The sequence below is a fragment of the Nocardia sp. NPDC127606 genome (assembly GCF_042671725.1).
In the GTDB taxonomy this organism is placed as follows: Bacteria; Actinomycetota; Actinomycetes; order Mycobacteriales; family Mycobacteriaceae; genus Nocardia.
Genome location: NZ_JBHXWQ010000001.1, coordinates 1,958,452 through 1,978,223 on the forward strand (window position 1 = coordinate 1,958,452; position 19,772 = coordinate 1,978,223).

Annotated in this window: 15 protein-coding genes; 11 read left to right on the plus strand and 4 right to left on the minus strand. The window is 67.2% G+C overall.

Translation table 11 applies throughout. From position 1 onward, the window contains the following. The first annotated feature begins 380 nt into the window (after positions 1 to 380). The gene (locus ACFVJ5_RS09185) at positions 381 to 1,523 is read left to right on the plus strand and encodes a tyrosinase family protein (protein ID WP_379219348.1); all 1,143 of its coding nucleotides are present in this window, start codon (positions 381 to 383) and stop codon (positions 1,521 to 1,523) included. 948 nt (positions 1,524 to 2,471) lie between these two features. Here the strand turns inward: ACFVJ5_RS09185 and ACFVJ5_RS09190 are convergent. Continuing rightward, positions 2,472 to 4,649 (minus strand): malate synthase G, encoded by a 2,178-nt coding sequence (locus ACFVJ5_RS09190; RefSeq protein WP_379219349.1) that lies wholly within the window; start codon positions 4,647 to 4,649, stop codon positions 2,472 to 2,474. Between the two features lie 234 nt (positions 4,650 to 4,883). On the opposite strand from ACFVJ5_RS09190, the gene ACFVJ5_RS09195 reads away from it, so the two are divergent. From ACFVJ5_RS09195 to ACFVJ5_RS09215, 5 genes are read left to right on the plus strand one after another with little or no spacing between them, the layout of a single operon-like run. Continuing rightward, positions 4,884 to 5,525 (plus strand): TetR/AcrR family transcriptional regulator, encoded by a 642-nt coding sequence (locus tag ACFVJ5_RS09195; RefSeq protein ID WP_379219350.1) that lies wholly within the window; start codon positions 4,884 to 4,886, stop codon positions 5,523 to 5,525. 2 nt (positions 5,526 to 5,527) lie between these two features. Continuing rightward, entirely contained in the window at positions 5,528 to 6,817 is a 1,290-nt protein-coding gene (locus ACFVJ5_RS09200) for an acyl-CoA dehydrogenase family protein (protein WP_379219351.1), read from the plus strand. A 42-nt stretch (positions 6,818 to 6,859) separates the two neighbouring features. Further along, positions 6,860 to 9,013 (plus strand): choline BCCT transporter BetT, encoded by a 2,154-nt coding sequence (betT, locus tag ACFVJ5_RS09205; RefSeq protein WP_379219352.1) that lies wholly within the window; start codon positions 6,860 to 6,862, stop codon positions 9,011 to 9,013. 11 nt (positions 9,014 to 9,024) lie between these two features. Then, positions 9,025 to 10,539 carry an aldehyde dehydrogenase family protein gene (locus ACFVJ5_RS09210; RefSeq protein ID WP_379219353.1) on the plus strand — a complete coding sequence of 505 codons (1,515 nt, stop codon included), beginning with the start codon at positions 9,025 to 9,027 and terminating at the stop codon, positions 10,537 to 10,539. Beyond that, positions 10,536 to 12,089, plus strand: a complete 1,554-nt coding sequence (locus ACFVJ5_RS09215; RefSeq protein ID WP_379219354.1) for a GMC family oxidoreductase — start codon at positions 10,536 to 10,538, stop codon at positions 12,087 to 12,089. The genes ACFVJ5_RS09210 and ACFVJ5_RS09215 overlap by 4 nt, the downstream gene beginning before the upstream one ends. Before the next feature lie 53 nt (positions 12,090 to 12,142). Here ACFVJ5_RS09215 and ACFVJ5_RS09220 read toward each other — a convergent pair whose 3' ends face one another. Continuing rightward, positions 12,143 to 12,595, minus strand: a complete 453-nt coding sequence (locus ACFVJ5_RS09220) for a winged helix-turn-helix transcriptional regulator (RefSeq protein ID WP_379219355.1) — start codon at positions 12,593 to 12,595, stop codon at positions 12,143 to 12,145. 119 nt (positions 12,596 to 12,714) lie between these two features. Between ACFVJ5_RS09220 and ACFVJ5_RS09225 the strand changes: the two genes are divergently transcribed. The 4 genes from ACFVJ5_RS09225 to ACFVJ5_RS09240 all read left to right on the plus strand — a co-directional run bounded on the left by ACFVJ5_RS09225 (position 12,715) and on the right by ACFVJ5_RS09240 (position 16,773). After that, complete coding sequence (locus tag ACFVJ5_RS09225; protein WP_379219356.1) at positions 12,715 to 13,914, plus strand: MFS transporter; 1,200 nt, start codon at positions 12,715 to 12,717, stop codon at positions 13,912 to 13,914. A 221-nt stretch (positions 13,915 to 14,135) separates the two neighbouring features. Beyond that, complete coding sequence (locus ACFVJ5_RS09230) at positions 14,136 to 14,678, plus strand: HNH endonuclease (protein ID WP_379219357.1); 543 nt, start codon at positions 14,136 to 14,138, stop codon at positions 14,676 to 14,678. Then, positions 14,675 to 14,929: a WhiB family transcriptional regulator gene (locus ACFVJ5_RS09235; RefSeq protein WP_378991918.1), complete on the plus strand. Its 255-nt coding sequence runs from the start codon at positions 14,675 to 14,677 to the stop codon at positions 14,927 to 14,929. The genes ACFVJ5_RS09230 and ACFVJ5_RS09235 overlap by 4 nt, the downstream gene beginning before the upstream one ends. Positions 14,930 to 15,105: 176 nt before the next feature. Continuing rightward, a complete protein-coding gene (locus ACFVJ5_RS09240; protein WP_379219358.1) occupies positions 15,106 to 16,773 on the plus strand; it encodes a VWA domain-containing protein in 1,668 nt (555 codons plus the stop codon). Positions 16,774 to 16,792: 19 nt separating this feature from the next. Here the strand turns inward: ACFVJ5_RS09240 and ACFVJ5_RS09245 are convergent, their stop codons facing one another. Together ACFVJ5_RS09245 and ACFVJ5_RS09250 are read right to left on the minus strand one after the other, a co-directional pair. Then, positions 16,793 to 17,647: a virginiamycin B lyase gene (locus ACFVJ5_RS09245; RefSeq protein WP_379219359.1), complete on the minus strand. Its 855-nt coding sequence runs from the start codon at positions 17,645 to 17,647 to the stop codon at positions 16,793 to 16,795. Continuing rightward, on the minus strand, positions 17,631 to 19,106 hold the full coding sequence (locus ACFVJ5_RS09250; protein ID WP_379219360.1) for an ABC-F family ATP-binding cassette domain-containing protein: 1,476 nt from the start codon (positions 19,104 to 19,106) through the stop codon (positions 17,631 to 17,633). The genes ACFVJ5_RS09245 and ACFVJ5_RS09250 overlap by 17 nt, the downstream gene beginning before the upstream one ends. Before the next feature lie 73 nt (positions 19,107 to 19,179). Here ACFVJ5_RS09250 and ACFVJ5_RS09255 point away from each other — a divergent pair, with 73 nt between their 5' ends. Further along, complete coding sequence (locus tag ACFVJ5_RS09255) at positions 19,180 to 19,770, plus strand: TetR/AcrR family transcriptional regulator (protein WP_379219361.1); 591 nt, start codon at positions 19,180 to 19,182, stop codon at positions 19,768 to 19,770. Positions 19,771 to 19,772 lie beyond the last annotated feature (2 nt).

A 19,772-nucleotide genomic window follows, 5' to 3' on the forward strand; every position in this document is an offset into this window, starting at 1 on the left:
ACAATGCCGGTCGAGAATCGGAGCACGCCGTTCAAGGTCGATGCATCCGGGACACCGCCCCGGGCCGCCACGACACTCGGCGGCCTGTCGGACACGGCGTCAGCGAGGAGCAGGAATTATGCCATGGTTCGTTTGCAAGGTCGACCAAGCCGGACCCCAAGAAGACGGCCAGGTCAATATCAAACTCAACGATGAGGGCAACGGGTGGTCCGGCGCACGATGGTTTGTAGCCGACACTACGGTACGCAAAGAAATGCTCGCCATAGCGATAACAGCACTGCCGCTGAGACTGTCGGTCCACGCCAGGCTTGCATCGACTGCCGAGTACAGCCCGATTGAGCGACTCTACCTCCAGCGTTCAGCCTGAAAAGAGTGCAGTTATGACACTCGGAGACGGCATCCGGCGCAATATTGCGTCGGTTGATCCGATGGAACGCGGAATGCTACGCGATGCGTTCGTCGAGTTGAACAATCGTGCATACCCAGGTGGGCGCAACGACCAACGGCTCGGCCCGGACGGGAACCCCCGTAGCGTTCCCGGCGGCGTGACCTGGTGGTTCAAGCAGGACGAGATCCATCAGGCGACGCATGTCCACGATGGCCCGGAATTCCTGCCCTGGCATCGGGTGATGGTCAACCGGATGGAGGAGTTGATTCGCCAGATCAATCCGCAGCTATCACTGCACTATTGGGACTGGACCCAGGATCCGACGAGGATTTCCGGTGCGAATTTCGGTGGCGGATCGGTCGGAACACTTAATCTATTCGACCCGAATGACGGTTTCATGGGTTACGGCGGGACGACGGTGGCAGAGATCGGCGAGCCCTGGAAGTCGGCAGGCTATTACAACCCGGCAGCCGGAGTTCCTGACCCCGACAACCCTGACGCCCCGGTGGAACGTGACGTCCCGCCACCGCTGGTACCGAATCCGTTCGACCCGCCGCGCATCGTCACTCGGTCAGTCGGAGGCATAGTCGCAAGTTCCCAAACCAGGCCGACCACCGCAGGCGAGGATCGGGCGATCATCATGGCCGACGACTACCGGGAGCTACGCCTGCGGCTCGAACCGGTGCACAACGACCGGCACGAATACGTCAACATGGGCGGCGCGCATATTTCGTTTCGCGACCCGTTCGTGTTCTTGTTGCACTCGAATGTGGATCGACTTTTCGCCCGGTGGCAGACCGATCCCGCGCATCTGCTCGAGCGGCTGTCCCCCGAGACAGTATACGGCCCGGAGTCCGACCTCGACGTAGTGGTTCACCAGGTGGTGCAGAACCTCAACAACAATGTCGAACCCTGGTCGACTGGTCACTCGTTCGACCAGTTCGGTCGTGAGCACCTCACCAGACCCTGGTATGGACATGAATCAGGGGGCGAGGGCGAAACATTCACCTACAAGCACCCGTCGGTGGTCTCCCCACCCCGTTACGACACCAATGCGTTCACGCTGAACATCGACTTCGGCGCCTACTATCTAGCCGCGCGTGCAGGCAGCGTCGACCTGTTGTTACTCCCCTAGTTTGTGCGGACCCGCCCGGTGGTCCCCCATCGACCGGGGATCCGGGCTGGAGTCGTCGGTGTCCGGCCCCGCTCCAAGCGTGACATCTCATTTCATTGGCAGACGACGAGGATGCAATCAAACCGTGGCTCGGTGGTCGACATCGCGAGAAGAGGTCACCGACGCGGGTGTTGCCGGCGAACCGGCTATCGTCACACCGCCGACGAATCTGACGGTGACCAGACCGTTTGCGGTGTCACCGCACATTGAGGCGGGGCTGCCAGGCCGAGGTGGGTAACCCCCGACCGCTGTCACCGGAGGAACGTGACTGTGCCGCTACCCGGAGAGATCGGCTGTCGTCAACACCTCGAAGCCGCCGCTCCGGCGACACGATGACGATCCTGTTGGGTTCGCCCGAGTACATCGTGGCGCCGGTGCCGTGGCGCTCCTGCGGTCAGGATCGAGCGCGCCGCCATCTCCCAATGACTCCGGTTGCCGAAGAAGACACCACTCGTCCAAGGATGTCCGATCCAGTCGGCAAACAACCCTGCATAGCGATTGAGCGAGAGCACGGATACGGCAATCATCCAGTCAGCCGTCTGATTGCTGGGCACTAAACCTTCCCCGCGCGTCGCACTCCACACGCCGACGGGCGGGCGACTTCACGGCGAGCGTCTACATGCACTCGCCCGAGTATTAGGCAGTCCGTGAAGCGGTCCTGCAGAAGCACCGGACTGCCACAAGACCAGGCGGATCACCACAAGGTCCCGAAGGAGAGACCTGAATCCGCTGGTAGACCAATTCTGTGGACGATGTCGACACGTTCCGTGTGTGTGACCGTTTCGAGCCTGACGAGCCGGTATCCGAGGTGATCTCCGGTGACGGCAGAGGCCCCGCCTCGGATGTCTCCGACGCGGGGCCTCACACGAAACGAGCTGCTACGAGCTACTTTTCAAGAACTCGACACCACTACTTCTGCGCGGCCTTGAACTCACGACGACGCCGGTGCAGGATCGGCTCGGTGTAGCCGTTGGGCTGCGTGGTGCCTTCCAGGACCAGTTCCTTGGCGGCCTGGAACGCGATGTTGTCATCGAAGTTCGGGGCCAGCGGGCGGTAGGTCTTGTCGTTCGCGTTCTGGCGGTCGACGACCGGGGCCATCCGCTCGAGGCTGGCGATCACGTCGGCCTCGGTGACGATGCCGTGGCGCAGCCAGTTGGCGACCAGCTGGCTCGAGATGCGCAGGGTGGCACGGTCTTCCATCAGGCCGATGTCGTTGATGTCGGGCACCTTGGAGCAGCCGACACCGTGATCGATCCAGCGGACCACGTAGCCCAGGATGCCCTGGGAGTTGTTGTCCAGTTCCTGACGCTTCTCCTCGTCGGTCCAGTCGGTGGACTGGGCCAGCGGGATCTCGAGGATCTGGTCGACGGTGGCGCGCGGGCCGCCCTTGGCGATCTGCGACTGCTGCTTGAACACGTCCACCAGGTGGTAGTGGGTGGCGTGCAGGGTGGCAGCGGTCGGCGAGGGCACCCAGGCAGTGTTGGCGCCGGCCTTGGGGTGGCCGATCTTCTGCTCGAGCATGCCTGCCATCAGGTCGGGCATGGCCCACATGCCCTTGCCGATCTGCGCCTTGCCGGGCAGGCCCTTGGCCAGGCCGGTGTCGACGTTCCAGTCCTCGTAGGAGGTGATCCAGGTCTGGGCCTTCATCTCGGCCTTGCGGACCATCGGCCCGGCCACCATGGAGGTGTGGATCTCGTCGCCGGTGCGGTCGAGGAAGCCGGTGTTGATGAACACCACGCGGTCCTTGGCGGCCTCGATCGACGCGGCGAGGTTGACCGTGGTGCGGCGCTCCTCGTCCATGATGCCGACCTTGAGGGTGTTGCGGGTCAGGCCGAGGACGTCCTCGATCCGGCCGAACAGCTCGTTGGTGAACGCGGCCTCGTCGGGGCCGTGCATCTTCGGCTTCACGATGTAGACCGAGCCGGTGCGCGAGTTGAGGCGAGTGTTGTCACCGTTGAGCGAGTGCACGGCGATCAGCGAGGTGATCAGGCCGTCCATGATGCCCTCGGGCACTTCGTTGCCCTCGGCGTCGATGATCGCGTCGGAGGTCATCAGGTGGCCCACGTTGCGCACGAACAGCAGCGAACGACCGTGCAGGACCAGCTCGGAACCGTCGAGCGCGGTGAACACGCGGTCGGGGTTCATGGTGCGGGTGAAGGTCTTGCCGCCCTTGGAGACTTCCTCGGCCAGGTCGCCCTTCATCAGGCCGAGCCAGTTGCGGTAACAGACGACCTTGTCGTCGGCGTCGACTGCGGCGACCGAGTCCTCGAAGTCCATGATCGTGGTGAGCGCGGACTCCAGGACGATGTCCTTGACACCGGCGGTGTCGGTGGAGCCGATCGGCGAGGTGGCGTCGACCTGGATCTCGATGTGCAGCCCGTTGTGCTTGAGCAGGATCGAGGTCGGGGCCTCGGGATCGCCCAGGTAGCCGACGAGCTGCGACGGGTCGGCCAGGCCGATGTCGGTGCCGTCCTCCAGGCCGATCTCGAGCTCGCCGTCGACGATCTTGTAGTACGCCGAACCGAGGTGCGAACCGGTGATCAGGGTGACGGCGTCGTCGAGGAAGTTACGGCCCCACTCGATGACCTTGTCGCCGCGCACGCGGTTGTAGCCGCTGCCCTTCTCCGCGCCGTTGGCCTCGGGGATGGCGTCGGTGCCGTAGAGAGCGTCGTAGAGCGAACCCCAGCGCGCGTTGGCGGCGTTGATCGCGAAGCGCGCGTTCATCACCGGCACCACGAGCTGCGGGCCCGCGGTAGTGGCGATCTCGGTGTCGACGTTGCCGGTACCGATCTGGAACGGCGCGGGCTCGGGCCGCAGGTAACCGATCTCGGTCAGGAACTGCTTGTAGGCGGCCTTGTCGTAGCCGGTGCCCGGGTTCTCGCCGTGCCAAGCGTCGAGCTTGCCCTGGAACTCGTCACGCTCGGCGAGCAGCGCGCGGTTACGCGGGGCGAGGTCGTTGATGATCTGCTCGGCACCGGCCCAGAACGCGGCGGAATCTACGCCGGTACCGGGGAGCGCCTCGTTCTCGATGAAATCGTGAAGAACGCTCGCCACCTGGAGCCCGCCGACCTGAATCCGCTCTGTCATCTACTGCCTCACTTTGGTGAAAACCGGGTGGGAAAAGTCGATGTCATGTTACCCGTGGGTAGAGGTGACACCTCGTGTGGGTTCGAACGCCCTGCGGCCTCCGTCCATTCCGCCACGCCGAGCCACCGAGGTCGGAGGCATGGGCGCGGCGGGTCACCCCTTGATTGTAGGTGCGCGGGCAATTAATGTACTGATCGGAACATTAAGTCGCGTGCCGGACCGAACGGAGGCGCCGTGACCACCGAACCGGTATCGCCCGTGCGCCGTCGCGGCCGCCCCCGCGCCACCGAGCGCGCTGACACCCGCGAGCGGATCCACCACGCCGCACTCGAGCTGTTCGCCGAACGCGGATTCCACGCCACCGGCGTGGCCGAGATCGGCGCGAAAGCCGACGTCCAGCGGGGTGCGCTGTACTACCACATCGGATCCAAGGAAGACCTGCTGTGGGCGATCCTGCGCGACTACACCCGGCTGCTGCTCGCCGATGCCGAACGCATCATCGAGGCCGACGCCGACCCCGTCGAGACTCTGCGCCGGCTGATTCGCAGTCACGTCGAGCTGATCGTCACGCATCGGCGCGCGGTGGCCGTGCACCTGCGCGACGCCGACGCGCTCACCCACGAACACGCGGTCGTCCTCCAGCAACTGCGCGACCGGCTGCAGTGCCACTGGCAAGACGTGATCGACGCGGGCCACGCAGCCGGACAACTGCGCACCGCCGACCACATCGTCACCAACGGCATGCTCGGCATGCTCAATTCCCTCGGCTACTGGTACCGCGAGCGCGGCACCCACTCCCCCGCCGAGATCGCCGACATCCTCACCGACACCGTCCTGTCCGGGCTACGCGCCACGGGCGACAACACGAAAGGCTGACCATGGCTTGGGATTTCGAGACCGATCCGGAGTACCAGCGCAAGCTCGACTGGGTAGCGGAGTTCGTTCGCACCGAGGTCGAGCCCCTGGATCTGCTCTACCCCAATCCCTACGACCGGACCGACCCCGAGATCCGGGCGCTGATGCGGCCGCTGCAACAGCAGGTCAAGGATCAGGGCCTGTGGGCCTGCCATCTCGGACCCGAGCTCGGCGGTCCAGGTTTCGGCCAGCTCAAACTGGCGCTGCTCAACGAAGTGCTCGGGACCTCGATGTGGGCGCCGCTCGTCTTCGGTTGTCAGGCACCGGATTCCGGCAATGCCGAGATCCTGGCGCACTTCGGCACCGAGGAGCAGAAGGCGAAGTACCTGCAGCCGTTGCTCGACGGCGAGATCGGCTCCTGCTACGCGATGACCGAGCCCACCGGCGGCTCGGACCCGACCGCGTTCCGCACCACCGCGGTGCGCGACGGTGACGAGTGGGTCATCAACGGCGAGAAGTGGTTCAACTCCGCCGCCGAATTCGCCACCTTCCACATCGTGATGGTCGTGACCGACCCCGAAGCCGAACCGCACCAGCGGTTGTCGATGTTCATCGTGCCCGCCGATGCGCCCGGGCTCGAGCTGGTGCGCAACTTCACCGTGCCCGGGTTCAGCGAACACGAAGGGCATCTGCGATTCACCGATGTCCGGGTGCCCGCCGATCATCTGCTCGGCGCGGAGGGCGCGGGGTTCATCGTCGCGCAGACCCGGCTCGGCGGCGGACGCGTGCACCACGCGATGCGCACGGTCGCGTTGGTGCGCAAGGCCTTCGACATGATGTGCGAGCGCGCGGTGTCGCGCCCGGCCCGCAAAGGTGTCGTCGGCGGCTTCCAGATGACCCAGGAACGCATCGCCGACAGCTGGATCCAGATGGAGCAGTTCCGCCTGCTGGTCCTGCGCACCGCGTGGCGCATCGACCAGGCGCAGGACTACCGCGCCGTCCGCAAGGACATCGCCGCCATCAAGATCGCCATGCCGACCGTCATGAACGACATCGCCCGCCGCGCACTGCATCTGCACGGCGCGATGGGTGTGAGCACCGACCTGCCCTTCCTCGACATGACCACCTACGCCGAGGTGATGGCCATCGCCGACGGCCCGACCGAGGTGCACAAGATCACTCTGGCCAAGGAAGTGCTCAAGAACTACGCGCCGGGAGACCCGGTGTATCCGAGTGGCTACCGACCCGCGCTGCGCGAACAGGCCCGCGATCTGGTGGCGCGCAGGCTCGAACACGAGGTCGGCAACCACTGAAGGTCCCCGATCGCGGGGTAGGCACGAACTAGCCTGCCTCGCATGGGCGGTGTCAGCAATCCCGGGGACAACGGCACGCAACGATCACCTGCCGGGACCGAGCACGAGGTGGTCCCGGCACATCCGGTCGCCGATCGTCGTTCGGTCAACAAACCGGTGTTCCTCATCGCGGCGGGCACCGTGCTCGCCTTCGGGATCTGGGCACTGGCCTCGCCGTCGAGCGCCGAGACCATCGTCGGCGAGGTCAAGACCTTCACCACCACCTGGTTCGGCTGGTGGTACTTCGTGCTCGCCACGGCCATCCTCGGCCTCGTCGTTTTCCTCGGCGCCAGCCGGTACGGCCGCTACCGGCTGGGGCCGGAGGAGTCACGGCCGGAATACAGCCTGTTCTCCTGGACATCGATGCTGTTCGCGGCGGGTATCGGCATCGACCTGATGTTCTTCTCGGTCGCCGAGCCCGTCTACAACTACCTGCATCCCCCGCTCGGCGAGCCCGGCACCAACGAAACGGCCCGCAACGCGGTGGCCTGGACGATCTTCCACTACGGCATCACCGGCTGGGCGATGTACGCGCTGATGGGCGGCGCACTCGCCTATTTCGCGTTCCGGCACAACCTGCCGCTGACGATCCGAGCCGCGCTCTATCCGATCTTCGGCAAGCGCGTGCACGGCCGGTGGGGCGACGCGATCGACGTGGCCGCGGTGCTGGGCACCATCTTCGGCATCGCCACCTCGCTCGGCATCGGCATCGTCCAGCTCAACTACGGCCTGCACCAGCTGTTCGGGATCCCGCAGGGCAAGGCAGCCCAGATCGGGCTGATCGCGCTGTCGGTCGCCATCACCACGATCTCGGCGACCACCGGTGTCGACAAGGGCATCCGGCGATTGTCCGAACTCAATGTCATCATGGCGATCGCGTTGCTGGTCTACATCCTGGTCACCGGTCACACCGACTTCCTGCTCAACGGCCTGGCTCAGAACGCGGGCGACTACCTCTCGACCTTCCCCGACCGGACCCTCGACACCTTCGCCTGGGAGCGCAATCCCGAGACGGCGAACGCGCCCTCGACCTGGCTGGACAGCTGGACACTGTTCTTCTGGGCGTGGTGGGTGGCCTGGGCGCCGTTCGTCGGCCTGTTCCTCGCGCGCATCTCGCGCGGACGCACGCTGCGCCAGTTCATCTTCGGCGTGCTGGTCGTACCGTTCAGCTTCACCCTGATGTGGATCTCGATCTTCGGCAACAGCGCGCTCGAGGTCGCCAGGGACGACCGAGCCTTCGCCGAGAAGACCGCGGCCCAAGCCGAACTCGGCTTCTACTCGCTGCTCGAGAAATATCCCGGCGCGACACTGTTGCTCGGCGTCGCGACCATCACCGGGCTGCTCTTCTATGTGACCACCGCCGATTCGGGGTCGCTGGTCATGGGCAATTTCACCTCGAAACTGCCCGATCCGATGGCCGACTGCGCCACCGGCACCCGCATCTTCTGGTCGGCCGCGATCGGCGTGCTCACCCTGTCGATGTTGTTCGCCGGTGCGGGCGGGTCCATCACGACCCTGCAGAACGCCACCATCATCATGGGGTTGCCGTTCTCGTTCGTGTTGGCGCTGATCGGCATCGCGATGCTGCGCGCCGTGCACAGCGAGTCGTTCAAGCTCGACAGCTACCGCACCTCGCTGCCCAAAGCTTTCGCCGCGGGGCGTGGCCCGGCCGAACTCAGTAGTTGGCGTCGCCGGTTGCTCTCGACCATCAATTACCCGGGGGCCGCGGCCACCCGCAAATTCATCACCGGCACCGTCGACCCGGCGATGCACGATGTCGCCGCGGAGTTCGAGCACATGGGCATGACGGCGACCATCGACGATTCCCAGTCCAACGAGGGTCTGCCGTCGCCGCGTCTGCTGGTCGATCAGGCCAGTGAGCCCCGGTTCGAGTACGGCATCTGGCCGGTCTCGGCGCCGGCCCCGACCTATGCCGTGCTCGCGCAGCGGTCCGGGGATCGCTACTTCCGCTGCGAGGTCTACCTGGCCGAGGGATCGCAGGGCTACTCGCTCAACGGCTACAGCCGCGAGCAGATCATCGGTGACATTCTCGACCAGTACGAACGCCACCTCGGCTACCTGCATCTGCGCCGCGCGGCGAGCGATCACCACGAGCCCGAATCCAGCGACGTCGACAGCACCGACCGCGAACTGTGAAGGGATCCAGCATGAGCGACACTCTCTATATCGACGGTTCCTGGCGACCGTCAGCGTCCGGGCAGACACGCGAAATCCGTTGCCCAGCAGACGATTCCCTCGTCGGCGTCGTCGCCGAGGCCGGGCGCGACGACACGGTCGCCGCGATCACCGCGGCCCGCCGGGCCTTCGACGAAGGCCCGTGGCGCCGCACCGGCGCCACCGAACGGGGCGACCTGCTGCTGCGCGTCGCCGACGCGATCGACGCGCGGCGAGACGAGTTCGCGCGCGCCGAAACCCTCGACACCGGCAAGCGCCCCTACGAGTCCGACATCGACATGTCCGACATCGCGAACTGCTTCCGGTATTTCGGCAAACTCGCCGCCGAGGACGCGGGCCGGGTCGTCGACGCGGGCTCCCCCGACATCGACTCCCGCATCGTCTATGAACCGGTCGGGGTCTGCGGGTTGATCACGCCGTGGAACTACCCGCTGCTGCAGGCGGCCTGGAAGGTCGCCCCGGCGTTGGCGGCAGGCAATACGTTCGTTCTCAAACCGGCCGAACTGACCCCCCACACCGCGATTCTGCTGATGTCGGCGCTCGACGATCTCGGCGTACCTGCCGGGGTGGCCAATCTCGTGCTCGGCGCGGGCGCCACCGCGGGTGCGCCGCTGTCCGAACATCCCGATGTCGACCTGGTCTCGTTCACCGGCGGACTCGCCACCGGCAAGATCATCGCGCGCGAGGCGGCCGCCACGGTCAAGAAGGTGGCGCTCGAGCTGGGCGGCAAGAACCCGAATGTCGTCTTCGCCGACGCCTGCGACACCGAGCAGCGGCTGGCCGCGAGCGTCGACAACGCACTGAACGCGGCGTTCCTGCACTCCGGGCAGGTGTGTTCGGCGGGCGCGCGCCTGGTCATCGAGGAATCGGCACACGATCGTTTCGTCGATGAGCTGGTGCGCCGCGCCGAGCAGATCCGGCTCGGCTTGCCCTTCGCCGAGGGGACCGAAACCGGGCCGCTGATCTCGGCCGCCCACCGCGACAAGGTGAACGCCTATGTCGAGCAGGCCCGCGCCGAGGGCGCCGTCATCCGCACCGGTGGTGCGTTCGCCACCGGCGACCAGGGCTCCGGGAACCTCGACAACGGGTGGTTCTACCCGCCGACCGTCATCGACGGCGCCACCCGTGCGATGGCGTGCGTGCACGACGAGGCGTTCGGGCCCACCGTGACCGTGGAGACCTTCTCGACCGAAGACGAGGCCGTGGCCATCGCCAACGACACCGAATACGGGCTCGCGGGCGCGGTATGGTCCGGTGACGCCGCACGCGCCCGCCGGGTCGCCGCCCGGCTCCGGCACGGCACGGTGTGGGTCAACGACTTCGGGCCGTACCTGCCGCAGGCCGAGTGGGGTGGTTTCGGTCGCTCGGGCGTCGGGCGCGAGCTCGGCCCCTCCGGACTGCACGAGTATCGCGAGGCCAAGCACGTGTACGAGAATCTCCGGCCGGGCGTCACCGGCTGGTTCGCCGATCGGGAGGAACAGCGGTGACCACATACGACTACGTGATCGTCGGCGGCGGTTCCGCGGGAGCGGCCGTCGCGGCCCGGTTGTCGGAGGACCCGTCGGTGACGGTCTGCTTGCTCGAGGCAGGACCCTCCGATGTCGACGACCCCGCCATCCTGCGACTCGACCGCTGGATGGAACTGCTGGAATCGGGCTACGACTGGGACTACCCGATCGAGCCGCAGGAGAACGGCAATTCGTTCATGCGCCACGCCCGCGCCAAGGTGCTCGGCGGCTGCTCCTCGCACAACAGCTGCATCGCGTTCTGGGCTCCGCGCGAGGACCTGGATTCCTGGGAACGCGAGCACGGCGCCACCGGGTGGGGTGCGGACTCGGTGTATCGGCTGTATCCGCGGATCGAGACCAACGACGCCCCCGGCGAGCACCACGGCCGCGGCGGCCCGGTGCACATCATGACGGTGCCGCCGAACGATCCGTGCGGTGTGGCCTTGCTCGACGCCTGCGAGGCGGTCGGTATCCCGCGCGCCGAGTTCAACGCGGGGCGCACAGTCGTCAACGGCGCCAACTTCTTTCAGATCAACCGGCGAACCGATGGGATGCGCTCGTCGTCATCGGTCAGCTATCTGCACCCTCATCTCGACCGGCCGAACCTCACCATACGTACCGGCGCGTGGGCCAAGAAGATCGTGATCGAGAACGGGCGGGCGGTCGGGGTCGACATCACCGACAACGCGTTCGGCCGCACCACCCGGATCACGGCGAACCGTGAGGTGATCGTCTCCGCCGGCGCCATCGACTCGCCGAAGCTGCTCATGCTCTCGGGCATCGGGCCCACGGTTCACCTGCGCGAGAACGGCATCGAGGTGCTCGTCGACTCGCCCGGCGTCGGCGCGAACCTGCAGGACCACCCGGAGGGCGTGATCGGTTTCGAGACGACGCGACCGATGGTGGACAGTTCCACCCAGTGGTGGGAAGCGGGCATCTTCACCCCGACCGAGGACGGACTCGACCGGCCGGATCTGATGATGCACTACGGCAGCGTGCCTTTCGACATGCACACACTGCGGCAGGGGTATCCGACCGCCGAGAACACCTTCTGTCTGACACCGAACGTCACCCATGCCCGCTCACGCGGCACGGTCCGATTGCGCTCGCGCGACTTCCGGGACAAGCCGAAGGTGGACCCGCGCTACTTCACCGACCCCGAGGGTCACGATATGCGCGTGATGATCGCCGGTCTGCGCAAGGCGCGCGAGATCGCCGCGACCGCACCGCTGTCGGACTGGGTGGCGCGCGAGCTGTATCCGGGGCCGGACGCGCAGACCGACGCCGAACTGGCCGACTACGTCCGCCGGACCCACAACACGGTCTACCACCCGGTGGGTACGGTCCGCATGGGTGCGGTCGACGACCCGATGAGTCCTCTCGACCCCGAGTTGCGGGTCAAGGGCGTCGAGGGCCTGCGTGTCGCCGACGCTTCGGTGTTCCCCGCGCACACCACGGTCAACCCGAACATCACGGTGATGCTCGTCGGCGAACGCTGCGCCGAACTCGTCGCCGCCGATCGGACGTAGGCCGGCCGAGGACCGACCCGACTCCGCGCGGCGGAACTCGTCGCGCGGAGACCTCAGTCCACTCGTCGCACGTCCGTGGTCTCGGCAGTGACCAACGCTCCGGACTGACTGCGGGGGTGCAGCGCGGCAAGGGGTCGGCCGTCGTGATCCACGAGAGTCGAGCGGGGCTCGTCGCCGGCGAAAGCATGCCTTTCGCCCCATTGCCGCAGGGCGACGATGGTGGTGAACAGGTCCCGCCCGGCACCGGTCAGCTCGTAGACGTGCCGTTTGCCGCTCGGGGTGGCGCTGGTGGTGAGGATGCCGTCCTCGACGAGTCGGCGCAGACGGTCGGCGAGGATGTTGCGCGCGATCCCTAGCCGCTGCCGGAACTCGGTGAACGAAGCCGGCCCGTTCATGGCGTCTCGCACGATGAGCAGGCTCCACCGGTCCCCCACCAGGTCGACGGTGCGGGCGACCGGGCAGGTGGCGTCGGTCCATTCGCGGTCGAAGCCGTGCGCTGATGCCATGGTCCACCTCCTGATGGGTTGCAATTCGAAACCATTATTGCCTACCGTGAGAATTGGTTTCATTTTGCTACTCTTTTGGAGGTCTAGTGGCGACAGAAGTCACAGGAGCACAGCGATGGATGCTGGCGACGGTGTGCGCCGCGGCAGTGTCCACGATCTACGCGATCCAGCCGGTCCTCGCCGTCGCCGGCGCCGAGTTGGGTGTGTCACCGGAATCGTCGGGCACGCTGATCGCCGCCGGGCAGATCGGCTACTTCGCCGGGCTGATCCTGCTGGTGCCGCTCGGCGATCTACTGAACCGACGTCGGCTCATCGGCGGGCTGCTGGCACTCACCTCGGTCGGGGCCACGATCACGGCCGCGGCACCCAACGGTGGGGTCGCGATGGCCGGACTCGCCTTCGCCGGGCTGTTCGCGGTCGTCGTGCAGGTGACAGTCGCCTATGTCGCCGCCGTCTCCCCGCCCGGCGAACGCGGTCGCAACATCGGTGCGGTCACCTCGGGTGTCGTGATCGGGATCCTCGGCGTCCGGGTCGTCGCGGGACTACTGGGCGACACGCTCGGCTGGCGCGCGGTCTATGTCCTGCTGGCCGTGCTGTGCGCGGGACTCGCCGTCGTCACCCGAGGAGGCCTGGACCCGGACACCAGAACCTCCGGTGATCGATACACCCGGATTCTGCGGTCGATGGGACATCTGGTCACCACGGATCGACTGTTCCTGAGCCGGGGCCTGATCGCCTTCTTCGTGTTCGCGTCCTTCGGCTCGCTCTGGAGCGGCCTCGCGCTCCCACTCGGTGCGCAACCCTGGAACTTCGGTACCACCGAGATCGGACTGTTCGGGCTGGTGGGGCTCGCGGGAGCCCTCGGCGCGGGCCGGGCGGGCCGGTGGGCCGATGCCGGTCACGCTCAGCGGATCACCGGGTGGTCGCTGGTACTGCTCGCCGCGTCGTGGCTGCTCATCGCACGGACCGGGTCGACTCCGGCGCTGCTCGTCGCCGGTGTCGTGGTGCTCGACTTCGCCGTTCAAGCCGTACACGTGAGCAGTCAGCATCTGCTCACCACCGCGCACCCGGGCCGCGCAGGCAGCGTCATCGGCGCCTATATGGCTTTCTATTCACTGGGCTCCGCCCTCGGCGCGGTCACGACGGCCTGGGCGTACACCTCGTGGGGATGGTGGGTCTCGTGCCTGTTCGGCGCCCTGTATGCCCTGGCCGGGTTCGCTGTATGGGGGTCGGCCCAGCTGTGGGTGCGCGACCGGCGACCGAAAATAAATCAGCCGACATTTCGGACACGGTATGCCACCATGATTTCACGCAGGTGATTCGCATCGGGCGAGGAACCGACGAGCAGCATCGAGAGGAGGAGACGGCCGTGAAACAGCAAGCGCCACAGCGAGAATCGGACAAGACCTATCGCCGCGCGAATTCGGTCCATCGCGCGATGCGCCTGGATATCGATAGCACCGGCCGTTTCCTGATCGCGGCCTGACCGGCCCCCACCTCCGCTCCTGACGTTCACTTCTCTCGAAACATGGTGATTCCCATGATGATTCGTCATGCCGTCGACCCGACGGCGCCCGCTTCCGACACCTGGATACACACGAGGGTGCTCGTGCTGAATGCCAGCTACGAGGCCCTCGACGAGATCACCGCCGATCGGGCCGTGACACTGCTGATCAGCGGCGCGGCCGAGACCGTGATCGAGCGGGCACCGCGGTTCCCGATCCGCTCGCAGCATCTGGTCATGGCGTTGCCGGAGACGATCCGGCTGGTGCGCTACGTCTACCTGGCGCACGTCGCGCCGATCGGTGACGACAGCCGCGCCACGCTGGCCGGGGTGTTGCGGCGCGACAAGTACCGGTGCGGCTACTGCGCCGACTGGGCGCACACCGTCGACCACATCCGCCCGCGCAGCCGAGGCGGACCGAACACCTGGAGCAATCTCGTCGCCTGTTGCGCACCGTGCAATACAGGCAAGGCCGACCGCACCCCGGAAGAGGCGGGGATGCGGCTGCTGTGGGAGCCCAAGGCTCCCGACCCGCTCGCTCGCAAGCAGCGCCGGATCTGGAAGGAGTACGCGCCGTGACCACCACCGACCTCGCACTGACCGAACTGCTGACCCTGTCCGATTCGGGGCAGTGGCACCGCGCCGCCTGCCGTGGTGACCCCAACCACGAGGCGTGGTTCCCCTACCCGTCGCAGGACTTCGACTACGCACGCAAGATCTGCGCCGGGTGCCCGTTGCTCGCGGGGTGCGCCGAGTACGCGGCGCAGACGGGTCAGTCAGGGGTGTGGGGTGGTCGTGAATACGATCGCGGCCGCGTGATTCGCGCTTGACCGGCCGAGCCGGGTGTCCGAGGTGGCACCCGGCTCTGCGCGTTCGGCACGCACCGCACAGTTGCACGGACTGCCTCGACCGGGGATGACCCCTCATACCGCATGCTGTGACCTGCGGCGATGCGCATCGGGATGCGCTGTGCTGCGGTTGCGCGCGGTGTCCTTAAACTTGCCGCGTGGGTACGCATCGCAACGGGACCAGTTCTCGAAGTATCAGCAAGGGTCCGGTTATCGCAGTATCGGCACTCATCCTGGTGATCGTCGCCGTCTTCGCCTGGTTCCAGCTCAGTGATCGTGCCGCGACCACCGATGTCGCCGCCGCCGCCGAGTGCGTCGAGGGGGCCGCGCAGCTCGACGTCACCGTCGATCCGGCGATCGCGGGGCCGGTGCGCGCCGCGGCCGACCGGTTCAACGCGACCAAGCCGCGGGTGCGTGACCACTGCGCGCAGGTGAAGGTGTCGGCACGCCCGTCGAGCGCGCTGGTCACCGCTCTCGCCGACACCACGAAGTGGGATCCGGGCCTCGGTCCGCAGCCCGGGCTGTGGATCGCCGATTCGAGCCGGTCGATCGAGTTGGTTCGGGTGCCGGGCCTGATCGAGGGCACGCCCGCCTCGATCGCCACCAGCCCGATCGTGCTGGCCGTGCCCGATGCCCTGCGCCAAGCGCTCGAACAGCACCAGATCTCCTGGGCCGACCTGCCACGACTGCAGCAGGGCTCACTCGACGAGGTCGGCCTGTCCGGCTGGGGTGGGCTGCACATGGCACTGCCCGCCGGTGACGCCACGACCGCCGCCGCCGCGTCTATCGGCGCCGCGATCTCGGGGACCGAACCGTTGACCGAGCAGGCCGCCAAGTCGGGGCAGGTCGTCGCCGCGATCTCCGGGCTCGCCGCGGGCTCGCAGACACCGGCCGACCTGATGACCGCCATGTCGGAGATCAGCGCGAATCCCACCGATGACGACGTGCACGCGGTCGCCGCGACCCAGCAGCAGCTCGGCACCGGCGGACTCACCGCTTTCCGGCCGATCGGTAGCGCGCCGCTGGCCGACTATCCCGCCGCGCTGCTGTCGGGGCCGTGGGTCGACAAGACCCAGAATCTGATCGCGTCGCGGTTCATCGACTTCCTGCGGGCACCGGAGCAGGCGGGTGCGCTCGCCACCGAGGGCTTCGGGCCCGCGATCGGTTCGGCACCGGCCAATCCGCCGCGCGCGGCACTGGAGAAGGTGCTGTCGACGCTGGCCAACCCCGTCCTCGGGGTGAACGCGACTGTCCTGCTCGACGTGTCGTCGTCGATGGGTACCGCCGAGGGCTCGACCACCCGGCTGTCGAACGCGATTGCCGCCGTCGCCTCCACACTGCAGGTGATGCCGCCCGACTTCGGGCTCGGCCTGTGGACGTTCGGCAAGAACCTCGACGGCACCACCCCTTACAAGGTGCAGGCGGCCACCGAGCTGCTCACCGACTCCCAGCGCAACGCGGTCGGCTCGGCGGTCACCGCCGTGAAACCGAGCCAGCTCACCGCGGATCAGGCGTACCCGAGCCTGCTCGCCGCCTACCGCGCCGCGGTGGCCGGTTACTCCCCCGGTCGCACGAATTCGATTCTGCTGATCACCGACGGTCCCGACGACGATTCGACGCTGACCGGCACCGCGCTGGTCGAGGAGATCACCGCGGCGACCAAGTCGGGCAAGCCCATTCGCATCGACATCGTCGTGGTCGGCGGCCAGGGCACCCAAACCCTGCAGACACTCGCCGACCAGACCGGCGGCACCTACACCCGCATGCCGACGAGCAACGACCTCGGCTTCGGTACCGCGGTCGTCAAGGCACTCACCACGCCCTAGGTCACCGACACGGACGCCGTTACGGAGAAACCTGCACGAGCGCACCGGATTCCATCGCTACCCAGAGATCTCCGGCAGCGTCGACGGTGAGTCCGTGCGGTTCGGCGCCCGGTAGGTCGAGGTGCGTGATCGTGCCGTCGGTGGTGATCCGCCCGAGACGGCAGCTCGCCCACTCGGTGAACCACAGCGCACCGTCGAGGCCTGCCACGATCGCGTGCGGGCGAGCGTCGGTCGCCGGGAGGGCGAACTCGGCGATGTTGCCGTCGAGGTCGATGCGCCCGATCGCACCCGCGCCGATTTCGGTGAACCACAGTGCGTCGTCGGGGCCCGCGGTGATGCCGACCGGCGCGGCCGAAGGCGTGGGGAGCGGGTAGACGCGCAGCGCGAGGTCGGTGTCGACGCGGGCGATCGCGTTGCCCTGGTTCACCGTCAGCCACAGCGCCCCATCGGACCCCGACGTGATCATCGAGGGCATACCGTCGATCTCGACGCGGGTGAGGGTGCCGTCCGCGGCAAGTCGCCCGACCCGACCCGCCTGCAATTCGGTGAACCAGAGCGCACCGTCCGGCCCGACGCACGCACCGTAGGGACCTGCCATGGACCTGCTCGTCACCGCACCGTCGACGGTGATCCGCCCGAGCCGACCACCCTGGAACTCGGTGAACCACAGGGCATCATCGGAACCGGCGACGATCACCGTCGGTTGTCCGTCGGACTGCGCGAGCGGATAGGACCGCACGAGCCCCTCCGCTAGACGTCCGATCACGCCCTGCGTCACGAGCGTGAACCACAGCGCCCCATCGGGCCCGACGGTGATCCCGTACGGAGCGCCGGGCACGTCGATCACTTGCACGATCTCAGCCAAAGTCCTCAATTCCCTTCTGTATTCCCCGGAAACGACGGCGCAGCGCCCGGTCGTGCGACACCACGACCACCGCGCCCCGATACTCGCTCAGCGCCCGTTCCACTTCGTCGACCAAGGTGAGCGACAGGTGGTTGGTCGGCTCGTCCAACAGCAGCAGGTCGTGTTCACCGGCGAGCACACGGGCCAGCGCGAGCCTGCGCCGCTGACCTTCCGAGAGAGTACCGACCTCGCGATCGAGCAGTTCGGGAGCGAACAGCCCGGTCGCGAGCAATGCTTCGCGCCCGAATCCGTAAGTGTCGGTGACACTTCGGGCCGGATCGAAACTCTCGTCCTGGCGCAGGTATCCGATACGTCCCGGTGCTGTCGCGTGGATCGCGTCGAGCAGGGTCGACTTCCCCGCGCCGTTGGGTCCATGGATCAGCAGCCGCTCGCGCGGGCCGAGCGTCAGCCCGCCGATGTGGAACTCCACGCCGGTCCCCGCCGTGAATCGGCCGCGGAACCGCAACGGTTCAGGCGGTCGCGGCACCGGATCCTCGCGCAGCCGGCGCAACCGCTCGGCGGTGTTGCGCACCCGCGAGGCGACCGAGCTCTGCACCCGCCCGGCGTTGCGGTCGTAGGCCATCTTGTTGTTGTCGGTCATCGCGCGACCCGGCGCGACCTGCTGGGCAGTGCTCGTGGCGAACTCCTCGAGCCGCCCGATCTCGCTGCGCCACTGCGCATAGGCCTGTTCCCAGCGAATGCGCGCGGCCGCCTTCTCCGTCAGGAATCCGGTGTAGCCGCCGCCGAAGCGGGTCAACGCGCCGTCGGCGACTTCGAGCACCGCGGTGGCCACCCGATCGAGGAAGATCCGGTCGTGCGAGACCAGCACGACTGTCCCCTGATGGGTGCGCAGGCGATGTTCCAGCCAGGTGAGCGCGGCGTCGTCGAGGTGGTTGGTCGGTTCGTCGAGCAGGAGCACTTCCGGCGAGGCGGCGAGCAGGCAGGCCAGCCCGAGCCGGGCACGCTCGCCGCCGGACAGGCTGTCGAGCGGGCGGTCACGGCCGATACCCGCCACTCCGAGTCCGTGCATCGACGCGTCCACCCTGGCGTCGGCGGCGTAACCGTCGCGCGCCTCGAAACGGGCGAGCAACGCCCCGAAGCGGTCCATGTCCTGCGCTTCGGCGGCGGCTTGCATGCCCGCCTCGAGTTCGCGTAGTTCGGCCAGCGCCAGTTCGATGGCCGCACCGACTGTTTCGCCGGGCAGGGTCTGCGCGAGGTGACCGATCCCGCCCTCGGCGGTGACGGTGATCGTGCCCGCGTCGGGTCGAGCGATCCCGGCGAGCAGGCGGAGGAGGGTCGATTTGCCTGCGCCGTTCTCGCCGACGATCCCGACGCGTTCGCCGGGGCGGATCGAGACCGAGATGGTGTCGAGCACGGGCCGGTCCGCATAGGACTTCGATACTCCGCGCAGGGACAGTTGAGTGGTCAAACAGTGCTCCAATCGCAACTCGTGTAGCTTTAACACTACAAAACCGCGACAGCTAACGCAACAGGAGTTGTTTTTGGAACCGCAACGACGTCCCGGCGGACGCAGCGCCCGAGTCAGGGAAGCCGTTCTCGACGCGACGGCGGACGAACTCGCCGAGCGGGGCTACCAGGGCCTGAGCGTGGAAGCCGTCGCTCAGCGAGCCGGGGTACACAAGACCACCGTCTATCGGCGCTGGCGCGGCCCGGAGGGGCTCGTCGCGGACGCGCTCGAGCGCGCCTCGGAACAGCCATGGCCGATCCCCGATACGGGCACCCTCACCGGCGATCTCCGTGCGCTGACCGAGTTGCTCCGACAGGGCTTCACCGATCCCGAATCAGGTTCGGTGGCAACAGCTTTCATTACAGCGGGGATGCAGCACCCCGATGCGGCCGCCGCGCTGCGCGACTTCTACGCGGCGAGGCACGGCGAGGCGGCGGCGATCGTGGCGCGGGCGGTCGCGCGCGGCGAGGTCGACCCGGAGGTCGACGCCGCCGAGATCATCCGGCTCGCGGTCGCACCGCTGTTCCACCGGCTGTTCATCACCCACGAGCCGGTCACCGCCGACCAGGCGCGCCGAGCCGCCGACGTGGCGGCCACACTGGCGAGAACACCGATCGGTACCTGAAT

Coding starts and splice junctions, on each gene's coding strand:
- ACFVJ5_RS09185 (WP_379219348.1), top strand. CDS start 381: ATGACACTCGGAGACGGCATCCGGCGCAATATTGCGTCGGTTGATCCG.
- ACFVJ5_RS09190 (WP_379219349.1), bottom strand. CDS start 4,649: ATGACAGAGCGGATTCAGGTCGGCGGGCTCCAGGTGGCGAGCGTTCTT.
- ACFVJ5_RS09200 (WP_379219351.1), top strand. CDS start 5,528: ATGGCTTGGGATTTCGAGACCGATCCGGAGTACCAGCGCAAGCTCGAC.
- betT (WP_379219352.1), top strand. CDS start 6,860: ATGGGCGGTGTCAGCAATCCCGGGGACAACGGCACGCAACGATCACCT.
- ACFVJ5_RS09210 (WP_379219353.1), top strand. CDS start 9,025: ATGAGCGACACTCTCTATATCGACGGTTCCTGGCGACCGTCAGCGTCC.
- ACFVJ5_RS09220 (WP_379219355.1), bottom strand. CDS start 12,595: ATGGCATCAGCGCACGGCTTCGACCGCGAATGGACCGACGCCACCTGC.
- ACFVJ5_RS09225 (WP_379219356.1), top strand. CDS start 12,715: ATGCTGGCGACGGTGTGCGCCGCGGCAGTGTCCACGATCTACGCGATC.
- ACFVJ5_RS09230 (WP_379219357.1), top strand. CDS start 14,136: ATGATGATTCGTCATGCCGTCGACCCGACGGCGCCCGCTTCCGACACC.